This window comes from Citrobacter sp. Cb041 (genome assembly GCF_030336655.1).
GTDB classification, from domain to species: domain Bacteria; phylum Pseudomonadota; class Gammaproteobacteria; order Enterobacterales; family Enterobacteriaceae; genus Citrobacter; species Citrobacter braakii.
In genome coordinates, this window is sequence record NZ_JAOWDD010000015.1 from 95,073 (window position 1) to 106,591 (window position 11,519).

Genomic DNA, 11,519 nt, shown 5'->3' on the forward strand with positions numbered 1-11,519 from the left:
ATCCATACAAACAGATGAAGATTGCAGCCGTAACGTCTATAATCAGCGCCCCACTCAGAGGTAGAACATGACTGTAACGACTTTTTCCGAACTTGAACTCGATGAAAGCCTTCTGGATGCCCTCCAGGAAAAAGGTTTCACTCGCCCGACCGCCATTCAGGCTGCCGCCATTCCGCCTGCGCTCGATGGCCGTGATGTACTCGGTTCTGCGCCGACAGGCACCGGTAAAACGGCGGCATATTTGCTGCCAGCGTTGCAGCACCTGCTCGACTTCCCGCGCAAGAAATCTGGTCCGCCGCGCATTTTGATTTTGACACCGACGCGCGAACTGGCGATGCAGGTTGCCGAACACGCCCGTGAACTGGCGAAGAATACGCATCTGGATATCGCCACGATTACCGGCGGCGTGGCTTACATGAACCACATGGAAGTCTTTAGCGAAAACCAGGACATCGTGGTCGCCACTACCGGTCGTCTGCTGCAGTACATTAAAGAAGAAAACTTCGACTGCCATGCGGTTGAGACACTAATCCTCGATGAAGCAGACCGCATGTTGGACATGGGCTTTGCCCAGGACATCGAGCATATCGCTGGAGAAACCCGCTGGCGTAAGCAAACTATGCTGTTCTCCGCCACGCTGGAAGGCGATGCGATCAAAGATTTTGCTGAGCGTCTGCTGGAGGATCCGGTCGAAGTTTCGGCGGATCCGTCTACGCGCGAACGCAAGAAAATTCATCAGTTTTACTACCGTGCCGATGACATCGAGCACAAAACGGCCCTGCTGATCCATTTGTTAAAACAGCCGGAAGCGACTCGCTCGATTGTCTTCGTACGTAAACGCGAGCGTGTGCACGAGCTGGCAGGCTGGCTGCGCCAGGCGGGCATTAATAACTGCTATCTCGAAGGCGAGATGGTGCAGAACAAACGTAATGAAGCGATCAAACGCCTGACCGATGGTCGTGTGAACGTGCTGGTAGCAACCGACGTTGCCGCTCGTGGGATCGATATTCCTGACGTCAGCCATGTGTTTAACTTCGACATGCCGCGCAGTGGTGATGCCTATCTGCACCGCATTGGCCGTACCGGTCGTGCAGGCCGTAAAGGTACTGCGATCTCTTTGGTTGAAGCCCACGACCATCTGCTGCTCGGCAAAGCGAGCCGCTACATTGACGAGCCACTGAAAGCACGCGTCATCGACGAACTGCGTCCAACCACGCGCGCGCCAAGTGAGAAATCTAACGGTAAGCCATCCAAGAAAGTGCTGGCGAAGCGCGCGGAGCAAAAAGCGAAAGAGAAAGAGAAACCGCGGGTGAAAAAACGTCACCGCGACGCCAAAAATGTCGGCAAACGCCGTAAGCCAAGCGGAGCTGCTACCCAGCAGTCCGACAAAGAGTAAACCGAATGCCGGGCCGTTTAGCCCGGCATTTTTTGTGCACAAAAAAGCGGAAGATACGTTGGCATCTTCCGCTTTCAGATTCTCTGCCAGACGGGGTTATTCCCCGTGAGCCTTACAGGCTCTCAGTAAAGGTACGAGCAATAACGTCGCGCTGCTGTTCTGGCGTCAGAGAGTTGAAACGCACGGCATAACCAGAAACACGGATGGTCAGCTGCGGATATTTTTCCGGATGCTTAACCGCATCTTCCAGAGTTTCGCGGCGCAGAACGTTCACGTTCAGGTGCTGACCACCTTCCACACGGACTTCCGGCTGTACGTCTACCGGTACTTCACGGTATTCGATTTCACCCAGTTTGCTGACAGCAACGACTTCATCAGCATTGAAACCTGCTTTCGCAACGATGCAGCGTGCTTCGCCTTTTTCGCTGTCCAGCAGCCAGAAAGAGTTCAGCAGGTCGTCATTTGCAGCTTTAGTAATCTGGATACCTGTAATCATTTGATGCCTCCCCGGCAAAATTATTTGATCTCGGTTGGCCGTCATCCGGCCAATTGGTAAAACCATTGTTGCTTGAGTGTATATATACCCCTCACACACCCTTGAATCTTTGATTTAAATCAATAAAAACCACACATGAAAAGTGGTGATAGGTGGATTTTATTGTTTTACATCAACTTACGCCACATGCGCAGCTAAACTTTTTACATAAATTTTCAACTATCTTTAAGGGGTAGACCCTTGAGAAACGTACAGAATTTTGCGACGTCGAAAGAAGCAGTTAAGCTAGGGGGATTGAAAATTCGCAGGAGAGCGAGATGGCCACCGAATTAACCTGGCACGATGTGCTGGCAGAAGAGAAACAGCAGCCTTATTTTGTTAACACGCTGCATACTGTGGCGGGCGAGCGTCAGTCAGGTATGACAATTTATCCGCCACAAAAAGATGTATTCAACGCTTTTCGCTTTACCGAACTTGGTGACGTGAAAGTCGTCATCCTGGGTCAGGATCCTTACCACGGTCCGGGCCAGGCACACGGTCTCGCGTTTTCTGTCCGCCCCGGTATTGCCACCCCGCCCTCGTTGCTGAACATGTACAAAGAGCTGGAAGCAACGATTCCTGGCTTCACACGCCCAACGCACGGATATCTGGAAAGCTGGGCACGCCAGGGTGTGCTGTTACTCAACACCGTGCTTACCGTCCGTGCCGGGCAGGCACATTCGCACGCCAGTCTGGGATGGGAAACATTTACCGATAAAGTCATCAGCCTGATTAACCAACATCGGGAAGGCGTGGTATTCCTGCTCTGGGGTTCACACGCACAAAAGAAAGGCGCGATTATTGATGCGCAGCGTCACCATGTATTGAAAGCGCCGCACCCATCACCGCTCTCTGCGCATCGCGGTTTCTTTGGCTGCAATCACTTTGTACTGGCTAATGAGTGGCTGGAACAGCGAGGTGAAAAGCCGATTGACTGGACGCCGGTATTACCAGCAGAAAGCGAGTAAAAAAATGCCAGCGAATCGCTGGCATTTTTATTATCAGGCTTTGTTCTGACGCCACCACTCCGCGAGCAGCACGCCGGTCGCGACAGAAACGTTGAGCGTTTCTACGTTGCCCGTACCGTCTATCGCCACGCACAGGTCGTCGGCTGAGCATGCTGCTTCTGGCAGAGCCTCACGCTCACGCCCTAATACCAGCACCATTTTTTCCGGCAACGTGGTAGTAAACAGCGGCTTGCCTTTCACGCTTGAGGTCATCACTACCGTGTAACCCGCTTTACGGAAGTCGTCCAGCACATCGACAATACTGTCACCGGTGATCGGCTGAACGTGCTCAGCTCCGCCTTCAGCGGTGCGGATAGCCGCACCTGATTCCAACAGCGCCGCATCCTGTACCACCACGCCTTTCACACCGAAGTGCGCGCAGCTACGCATCATGCCGCCCAGGTTGTGCGGGTTAGCAATGTCTTCCAGGGCCAGCACGCAATCCTGCGCCCCGGCCTGACCAACCCACTGCTTAACAGTGGTACCGTTACGTTTTTTGATCAGGAAACAGACGCCGCCATGGTGTTCAGTGCCGGAGGCTTTCGCCAGCTCGGCTTCGTCAACCACGTGGTAGGCTTTGCGGTTCGCCGCCATCCAGCGTAATGCTTCTTTAAAGCGTGGGGTTACGCTCTGAACAAACCAGGCGCGAACAATAGCGTCCGGACGACTCTGGAACAGAGCCTGACAGGCATTCTCACCGTAAACGCGGGTTTCTTCCGCGCGCTGACGACGTAATACTTCAGGATCGATAAAGCTTTTGCCGCTGATACCACCGTGATCGGCTTTGTCTGCTGCATCATCATTCGGTGCGCGGGACACGGTACGCCATGGTGAATCTTCACGTCCACGGTCGCGTTCTACATCGCGGCCACGACCACGTTCACGACCACGTTCGCTGTTCGGACCCTTTCTGTCATCACGGGCAGGGCGACGACCGCCTTCGGCTCGGGAAGTACCGGGGCGACCGCCGCCTTTACCAGTACGTGGATTTTGGGTGCGTTTGTCCGAGTCATCGTCACTGCGGACGTACATCACTTTGACCTTGCCGTTTTTATTCTTCAGTTCGTCGCTCATGTTTTTCTCCACCTGCTCTGCGCGAAGCGCGAAGATTACCCGATGTGCACGTCGTTAGCCATTATTTCATTTAAAAGCTAAGGACTATTGTACTCATTGAATAAAACGCATTGTTGTTTAGAACAGACTCCCCGATAATATGTAACATAATAGAAACATACTGGCGTTACTGCCGTGAAGTCCACTCCACTCATCCAGAGGTTAGTTATGAATACCGTTTGTACCAGCTGCCAGGCTATCAACCGCATCCCCGACGATCGTGTCCAGGAAGCGGCTAAATGCGGACGCTGTGGTCACGACCTGTTTGATGGGGAGGTGATCAATGCGACCGGTGAAACACTGGATAAACTGTTAAAAGACGATCTCCCGGTGGTGGTTGATTTTTGGGCCCCCTGGTGTGGTCCATGCCGTAACTTCGCCCCGATTTTTGAAGATGTCGCGGAAGAGCGTAGCGGTAAAGTGCGTTTTGTTAAAGTGAATACAGAAGCCGAGCGAGAACTCAGCGCCCGTTTCGGTATCCGCAGCATCCCGACCATTATGATCTTCAGAAAAGGTGAAATCGTCGACATGCTTAATGGCGCCGTACCTAAAGCCCCGTTTGATAGCTGGCTTAACGAATCATTATAATCTCTACGGGGCGCATCTTGTGCCCCGTTTTCACCTCTGCGACAATAGCGTTTTTCAACGTGTTCTCCCATGACCGATAACGCTGTTCTTCAGTTACGCGCTGAGCGCCTCGCGCGCGCCACGCGCCCTTTCCTTGCCCGAGGTAATCGCATTCGCCGCTGTCAGCGCTGCCTGCTGCCGCTGAAGCTCTGCTTGTGTGCAACGCTGGTGCCGTCTGAGGCCAAAAGCCGCTTTTGTCTGGTGATGTTTGATACCGAGCCGATGAAGCCCAGCAACACGGGACGTTTGATTGCCGATATTTTGCCCGATACCACGGCGTTTCAGTGGTCACGCACCGAACCGCCACAGGCGCTGCTCGAACTGGTGAAAAATCCGGATTACCAGCCGATGGTTGTATTCCCGGCATCCTATGCGGGCGAAGAGCGTGAAGTGATTTTCGCGCCACCAGCCGGTAAACCACCGTTGTTTATCATGCTTGATGGTACCTGGCCTGAAGCGCGTAAAATGTTCCGCAAAAGCCCGTACCTTGATAACCTGCCGGTGATCTCCGTTGATTTATCGCGACTTTCCGCTTACCACCTGCGTGGCATTCACGCCGAAGGGCAATACTGTACTGCCGAAGTGGCCATTGCGTTGTTGGATCTGGCGGGCGATACGCAAGCCGCGGAGGGGTTGAGCGAACATTTCACTCGCTTTAAAACCCGCTACCTGGCAGGAAAAACTCAACATCAGGGAAGCGTCACAGCAGACTCGCCAGAAAGCGTTTAAAATCATTCGGTCACTGGTGTCATTAAGGAAGCCGATATGAGTCAGCGTGGTCTGGAAGCACTACTGCGACCGAAATCCATTGCGGTGATTGGGGCGTCAATGAAGCCTAATCGCGCAGGTTACCTGATGATGCGTAACCTGCTTGCCGGCGGTTTCAATGGACCTGTTTTACCAGTGACGCCAGCATGGAAAGCGGTGTTGGGCGTCCTGGCCTGGCCCAATATCAACAGCCTGCCTTTTAGCCCAGACCTTGCCGTGTTGTGCACCAATGCCAGCCGCAACCTGGCATTACTCGAAGCGCTTGGCGAGAAAGGCTGTAAAACCTGCATTATTCTTTCAGCTCCCGCATCGCAGCACCTGGAATTGTTGGCCTGCGCCGCACGCTACAACATACGTCTCCTCGGCCCAAACAGCCTGGGACTTCTCGCGCCCTGGCAGGGGCTTAACGCCAGCTTTTCCCCCGTCCCCATCAAGCGCGGTAAGTTGGCATTTATTTCCCAGTCAGCGGCGATTTCCAACACCATTCTGGACTGGGCGCAGCAGCGCGACATGGGTTTTTCCTGGTTTATCGCGCTGGGCGACAGCCTGGATATCGACGTTGATGAACTGCTGGATTACCTGGCGCGCGACAGTAAAACCAGCGCGATATTACTGTATCTCGAACATTTAAGTGATGCCCGGCGCTTTGTCTCCGCCGCCCGTAGCGCCTCGCGCAATAAACCCATTCTGGTGATTAAGAGTGGTCGCAGTCCGGCTGCGCAGCGTTTACTGCATACCAGTGCAGGGATGGACCCTGCGTGGGACGCGGCTATCCAGCGCGCCGGTTTATTACGCGTACAAGACACTCACGAGCTCTTCTCTGCGGTAGAAACCCTAAGCCACATGCGTCCGCTGCGCGGCGACAGGCTGATGATCATCAGCAATGGGGCCGCGCCTGCCGCACTGGCATTAGATGAGCTGTGGTCAAAAAATGGCAAGTTGGCGACACTGAGTGAAGATACCTGCCAGAAATTACGCGATGCGTTACCTGAACATATTGATATCGCCAACCCGCTGGATCTGCGTGACGACGCCAGCAGCGAACACTACGTTAAGACGCTGGATATCTTGCTCGCCAGCCAGGATTTCGACGCACTGATGGTGATTCACTCACCCAGCGCAGCCGCCCCGGGAACAGAAAGCGCACAAGCGTTAATCGAAGCGGTAAAACGTCATCCCCGCGGTAAGTTCGTCTCGTTGCTGACCAACTGGTGCGGAGAGTTTTCCTCCCAGGAAGCCCGTAGACTGTTTAGCGAAGCCGGATTACCTACCTACCGCACGCCAGAAGGCACCATCACCGCGTTTATGCATATGGTGGAGTACCGGCGTAACCAGAAGCAACTGCGGGAAACCCCTGCGCTGCCCGACTACCTGACCACCAACACCGCCGAGGCGCATAATCTGTTACAGCAGGCGATTGCTGAAGGAGCAACGTCGCTGGATACCCATGAAGTGCAGCCGATTTTACAAGCCTATGGCTTACACACGCTGCCGACGTGGATCGCCAGCGACAGCGCTGAAGCCGTACACATCGCGGAGCAAATCGGTTACCCGGTGGCGCTAAAGCTACGTTCTCCTGATATCCCGCATAAATCAGAAGTTCAGGGGGTAATGCTCTACCTGCGAACGGCAACAGAGGTGCAGCAGGCAGCCAATGCGATTTTTGATCGGGTAAAAATGGCCTGGCCGCAGGCGCGCATTCACGGTTTATTAGTACAAAGTATGGCGAATCGCGCTGGCGCTCAGGAGCTGCGCGTCGTCGTTGAACATGACCCGGTATTTGGCCCGTTGATTATGCTTGGTGAAGGCGGAGTTGAGTGGCGACCAGAACAGCAAGCCGTGGTGGCGTTGCCGCCATTGAACATGAATCTGGCGCGTTATCTGGTGATCCAGGGGATCAAAAATAAAAAGATCCGCGCTCGCAGCGCATTACGCCCATTGGATATCGCCGGGTTAAGTCAGCTTCTGGTGCAGGTCTCCAATCTGATCGTCGATTGTCCGGAAATTCAGCGTCTGGATATTCATCCGCTGTTGGCCTCCGCCGGTGAATTTACCGCGCTGGATGTCACGCTGGACATTGCCCCTTTCACGGGCGATAACGAAAGCAGGCTGGCTATACGTCCCTACCCCCATCAGCTTGAAGAATGGGTGGAGTTGAAGAACGGCGAGCGTTGCTTGTTCCGCCCTATTTTGCCCGAGGATGAACCTCATCTGCAGCAGTTCATTTCTCAGGTAACAAAAGAAGATCTTTATTATCGCTATTTCAGTGAGATCAACGAATTTACCCACGAAGATTTAGCCAATATGACGCAGATCGACTACGATCGGGAAATGGCCTTTGTTGCGGTACGCTGTAAAAACAATCAGCAAGAGATCCTCGGCGTAACGCGAGCAATCTCGGATCCTGATAACATTGACGCCGAGTTCGCCGTGCTGGTTCGTTCAGATCTCAAAGGGCTTGGACTGGGTCGCCGGTTGATGGAAAAATTAATTGCATATACCCGAGATCACGGACTTAGACGTTTGAATGGTATTACGATGCCAAACAATCGTGGGATGGTCGCCCTGGCCCGGAAACTCGGGTTCGCTGTTGACGTCCAACTCGAAGAGGGAATTGTTGGGCTAACGCTTAATCTGGCCCAATTTGAGGAATCGTGAGTAAGGTACTGGAAATGTTGACCACATTAATAGGTACTGGTGGTATCATTACCCGCTTATGTCGTCTGCATAGCACAGAGGACCCTTCAATGAACAGAGAAGAAATGCACTGTGATGTTGTCAAAATTTAAGCGTAATAAACATCAACAACACCTTGCCCAACTACCCAAGATTTCTCAGTCAGTTGATGATGTAGATTTCTTTTATGCTCCCGCTAATTTCAGGGAGACTCTGCTGGAAAAAATAGCCAGCGCGACGCGACGGATCTGCATTATTGCGCTGTACCTGGAACAGGATGACGGTGGCAAAGGCATACTCGACGCGCTCTATGCGGCAAAACGGCAGCGTCCTGAACTGGATGTCCGGGTGCTTGTCGACTGGCACCGAGCCCAGCGCGGACGTATTGGTGCTGCAGCATCGAATACCAACGCTGACTGGTATTGCCGAATGGCACAAGAAAACCCAGGTATTGATATTCCTGTCTACGGTGTTCCGATTAACACCCGAGAAGCGCTTGGCGTCCTGCATTTTAAAGGCTTTATCATCGATGACAGCGTCCTGTATAGCGGGGCCAGCCTGAATGATGTTTATCTGCATCAGCATGATAAATATCGCTATGACCGTTATCAGTTGATTCGCAATGCTCAAATGGCCGATATCATGTTCGATTGGGTCACGCAGAACCTGATGAACGGTCGCGGCGTTAATCGCCTTGATGATATTAATCGCCCTAAAAGCCCGGAAATTAAAAACGACATCCGCCTGTACCGTCAGGAACTGCGCGATGCGTCATTCCATTTTCAGGGTGATGCGGATAATGAACAGCTTTCGGTAACGCCTCTGGTAGGCCTTGGAAAATCCAGTCTGTTAAATAAGACCATTTTCCACCTTATGCCCTGCGCGGAGCACAAGCTCACAATCTGTACCCCTTATTTCAACCTGCCCGCTATACTGGTGCGCAATATCATTCAGCTGCTGCGTGAAGGCAAAAAGGTCGAGATCATTGTCGGTGATAAAACCGCCAACGACTTTTTCATTCCAGAAGATGAGCCATTTAAAATCATCGGCGCGCTGCCCTACCTGTATGAAATTAACCTGCGCCGTTTCCTGAGCAGACTGCAATATTATGTGAATACCGACCAACTGGTCGTGCGCTTATGGAAAGATGACGACAACACCTATCATCTGAAAGGCATGTGGGTTGATGATAAATGGATGCTGCTCACCGGCAACAACCTGAACCCTCGCGCCTGGCGTCTGGATCTGGAAAACGCCATCCTTATCCACGATCCGAAGCAAGAGCTGACTCCCCAGCGCGATAAAGAGCTGGAGCTTATTCGCACGCATACTACCGTCGTTAAGCACTATCGCGACCTGCAAAGCATTGCCGACTATCCAGTCAAAGTGCGTAAGCTCATCCGTCGACTACGCCGTATCCGTATCGACAGATTAATTAGCCGTATTCTGTAACCAAGACCCCGTCCAGTGACGGGGTTTTTCCTATGGAGGCAACGGTGCGCTTGTTTATTCTTTTCAGTATCCTGGCCATTTCTGGCTGCAGCCACATGGCAAACGACCGCTGGAGCGGACAAGACAAGGCTCAACACTTTATCGCCTCCGCTATGCTCTCCGCAGCTGGAAACGAATATGCTCAACATCAGGGCAACAGCCGCGATCGCAGCGCGGCTATCGGCCTGATGTTCTCTGTCAGCCTGGGCGCGTCAAAAGAGCTATGGGACAGCCGCCCCGCTGGGAGCGGCTGGAGCTGGAAAGACTTCGCCTGGGATGTTGCAGGCGCGTCTACCGGCTATGCGGTCTGGCAACTGGCACATCACTAGAGGCGCAGACCTTTCCCCTTCCCATGCAGCATCAGCGATACCAAAAATGCGACTATTGCCAGTGCTGTAACGTACCAGAAGAATGTTGTTTCCATACCGACAGACTTCAGGGATAACGCAACATATTCGGCTGAGCCACCAAACAGAGCATTGGCCACCGCATAAGATAATCCAACCCCCAGAGCGCGCACCTGTGCCGGGAACATCTCGGCCTTCAGAATACCGCTGATTGACGTATAGAAACTCACAATCAGCAAGGCACACATCACCAGAGCAAACGCCATATACGGGGACGTCACGCTTTGTAACGCTGTCAGAATGGGGACGGTGAAAATCGCGGCCAACGCGCCAAAACACAGCATTGAAGTACGTCGGCCAATTTTATCTGACAAGGCACCGAACAACGGTTGCACCAGCATAAACACACACAGTGCCGCCGTCATAATCCCACTGGCTACGTTGGCATGCATACCGGCGGTATTAACCAGGTACTTCTGCATGTAGGTTGTGAACGTGTAAAAACACAGCGAGCCAGCAGCGGTAAAGCCAAGCACCATGATGAAGGCTTTGCGATTACGCCACAGACCTTTCAGAGAGCCAGCTTCTTTCAGCGCGCGAACGTCCTGTTTCGAGGTTTCATCCAACTGTCGACGCAGCCATAACGCAACAATAGCCAGTACGGCGCCCAACGCAAATGGAATACGCCAACCCCACGATCTTAGCGCTGAGTCTTCTAACGTTTGCTGTAATATGACCACAACCAGCAGTGCCAGTAACTGCCCGCCGATTAACGTCACGTACTGGAAGGAAGCATAAAAACCTTTCTTACCTTCAACGGCTACTTCACTCATATAGGTAGCGCTGGTCCCGTATTCACCACCCACAGACAGCCCCTGAAATAACCTAGCCAGCAGCAATAGAGCAGGAGCCCAGGTACCGATGGTTTCATATCCCGGAAGACAAGCGATCACCAGCGATCCCATACACATCATACAAACTGACAGCAGCATCGACTTTTTACGCCCGTGCTTATCCGCGATGCGACCAAACAGCCAGCCGCCAATCGGTCGCATCAGAAAGCCTGCAGCAAAAACTCCGGCTGTTTGTAAGAGTTGCGTGGTGGTGTTTCCTGATGGAAAAAAGATATGAGCAAAATAGAGAGAGCAGAAAGAATAGATATAGAAATCAAACCATTCGACCAGATTCCCTGATGATGCTCCGACAATCGCCCATATACGACGCCGAGTATCGCCGTCTGCCAGCGCCCCGTTCTCAGTTACACTGCTATCAGCCATTAGAATTGTACCCCTGCCAACGATTGCATTAATTTATCAATGGTGGTTGTGTCTTTTTTGGTGAAATAAATGTTATATAATTGTTATAATTTATTATGAGAGAAAGATCACGGTTTTCATTAGCAGAGAAAGGATTCAGATATGTTCGAGAAAGAGAAAAATCGGTTTGAAATAGAGTGGGCTTTTATGGGTTGGATAAAATGGTACGCTGCATCCGGCAGTTTTCACTCCCTGCAGACGCAAAAAAGCCCATCCGGCAGGATGGGCTTCTTCACTTATTTG

Annotated in this window: 10 protein-coding genes; 7 read left to right on the top strand and 3 right to left on the bottom strand. The window is 52.5% G+C overall.

The annotated features are described in order from the left end of the window. The first annotated feature begins 67 nt into the window (after positions 1–67). Positions 68–1,396 (top strand): ATP-dependent RNA helicase SrmB, encoded by a 1,329-nt coding sequence (gene srmB / locus OGV52_RS01165; RefSeq protein ID WP_016157176.1) that lies wholly within the window; start codon positions 68–70, stop codon positions 1,394–1,396. Between the two features lie 112 nt (positions 1,397–1,508). Here srmB and grcA read toward each other — a convergent pair whose 3' ends face one another. Beyond that, entirely contained in the window at positions 1,509–1,892 is a 384-nt protein-coding gene (grcA, locus tag OGV52_RS01170; RefSeq protein WP_003037563.1) for an autonomous glycyl radical cofactor GrcA, read from the bottom strand. Positions 1,893–2,209: 317 nt separating this feature from the next. On the opposite strand from grcA, the gene ung reads away from it, so the two are divergent. Then, positions 2,210–2,899, top strand: coding sequence for a uracil-DNA glycosylase (gene ung, locus OGV52_RS01175; protein ID WP_016154055.1), 690 nt, complete (start codon positions 2,210–2,212; stop codon positions 2,897–2,899). A gap of 33 nt (positions 2,900–2,932) precedes the next feature. Here ung and OGV52_RS01180 read toward each other — a convergent pair whose 3' ends face one another. Continuing rightward, complete coding sequence (locus OGV52_RS01180; RefSeq protein ID WP_016157178.1) at positions 2,933–4,012, bottom strand: tRNA/rRNA methyltransferase; 1,080 nt, start codon at positions 4,010–4,012, stop codon at positions 2,933–2,935. A 207-nt stretch (positions 4,013–4,219) separates the two neighbouring features. Between OGV52_RS01180 and trxC the strand changes: the two genes are divergently transcribed. The 5 genes from trxC (at position 4,220) to OGV52_RS01210 (ending at position 9,942) form a co-directional block, all read left to right on the top strand. Beyond that, positions 4,220–4,639: a thioredoxin TrxC gene (gene trxC, locus OGV52_RS01185; RefSeq protein ID WP_003037559.1), complete on the top strand. Its 420-nt coding sequence runs from the start codon at positions 4,220–4,222 to the stop codon at positions 4,637–4,639. Positions 4,640–4,708: 69 nt separating this feature from the next. Beyond that, positions 4,709–5,407, top strand: coding sequence for a tRNA-uridine aminocarboxypropyltransferase (tapT, locus tag OGV52_RS01190; RefSeq protein WP_016154057.1), 699 nt, complete (start codon positions 4,709–4,711; stop codon positions 5,405–5,407). 36 nt (positions 5,408–5,443) lie between these two features. Continuing rightward, positions 5,444–8,104 (top strand): bifunctional acetate--CoA ligase family protein/GNAT family N-acetyltransferase, encoded by a 2,661-nt coding sequence (locus tag OGV52_RS01195; protein WP_200108069.1) that lies wholly within the window; start codon positions 5,444–5,446, stop codon positions 8,102–8,104. 114 nt (positions 8,105–8,218) lie between these two features. Next, positions 8,219–9,574, top strand: a complete 1,356-nt coding sequence (gene pssA / locus OGV52_RS01205; protein ID WP_003835350.1) for a CDP-diacylglycerol--serine O-phosphatidyltransferase — start codon at positions 8,219–8,221, stop codon at positions 9,572–9,574. A gap of 32 nt (positions 9,575–9,606) precedes the next feature. Then, on the top strand, positions 9,607–9,942 hold the full coding sequence (locus OGV52_RS01210; RefSeq protein WP_019077413.1) for a YfiM family lipoprotein: 336 nt from the start codon (positions 9,607–9,609) through the stop codon (positions 9,940–9,942). Here OGV52_RS01210 and OGV52_RS01215 read toward each other — a convergent pair. Further along, positions 9,939–11,237 (bottom strand): MFS transporter, encoded by a 1,299-nt coding sequence (locus OGV52_RS01215; protein ID WP_016154060.1) that lies wholly within the window; start codon positions 11,235–11,237, stop codon positions 9,939–9,941. The two genes, OGV52_RS01210 and OGV52_RS01215, sit on opposite strands and share 4 nt — an antisense overlap. Between the last annotated feature and the right edge of the window lie 282 nt (positions 11,238–11,519).